Below are 566 nucleotides of genomic sequence, written 5' to 3' on the forward strand. Positions count from 1 at the left end.
CTCTCGGCGATTTCGGCTCGTGATCGGTCAAGTCGACGGCACGTCGACCGGCCGTGCCGCATATCCCGCTGAAAACCGCCTGTGCCCGGGGAGCCCACGGCCGGGCGCGAATTCGTTCGAGATTTTTTTGACCGTCCGGAAAACACGAGGGTCGAAAAATCCCGGAAATCCGCGGATTTTGACTCCGGCTCATCCGCAGGTGCCGAATAACTCTCTGATTTCATTCGATAATAAAAAGTGCGCGATTTTTGTGAAGGCTTGTTGACACCTCGAGGGGGTGGATCTATAACCCCGTTCATCGACGAGGGCGGTGCTGCTGCCGGCGCCGGACGGTTTCGCTCCTGAGTTTGCTTCGGCGGACGACGGGATGAGGGAACGGTTCAGACCTCGGGGACGCTCGCAAGGGTGTCCTGCACGGTTTCTAACCAGAAGCTGGGCATAACAAAAGGGGCCGTGTGCGCTGAGTGCGTGGCTCCACCGGATCTTGCGTCTCCGCCTTTGGGTGTGGGGCGAATTGAGACGGGTGCGGATCGGCGGTCCGCGGCGAAGGCGAAGGCCTTCTGTTC

Annotated in this window: 1 protein-coding gene; it reads left to right on the forward strand. The window is 60.1% G+C overall.

All coding sequences use genetic code 11. The features are described 5' to 3' along the window. Window positions 1-265 (forward strand): hypothetical protein (locus A6302_RS23805; RefSeq protein ID WP_210183433.1); only part of this gene is annotated, 265 nt, incomplete at its 5' end. Between the last annotated feature and the right edge of the window lie 301 nt (window positions 266-566).

It is taken from the genome of Methylobrevis pamukkalensis, from assembly GCF_001720135.1.
Classification (GTDB): Bacteria; Pseudomonadota; Alphaproteobacteria; order Rhizobiales; family Pleomorphomonadaceae; genus Methylobrevis; species Methylobrevis pamukkalensis.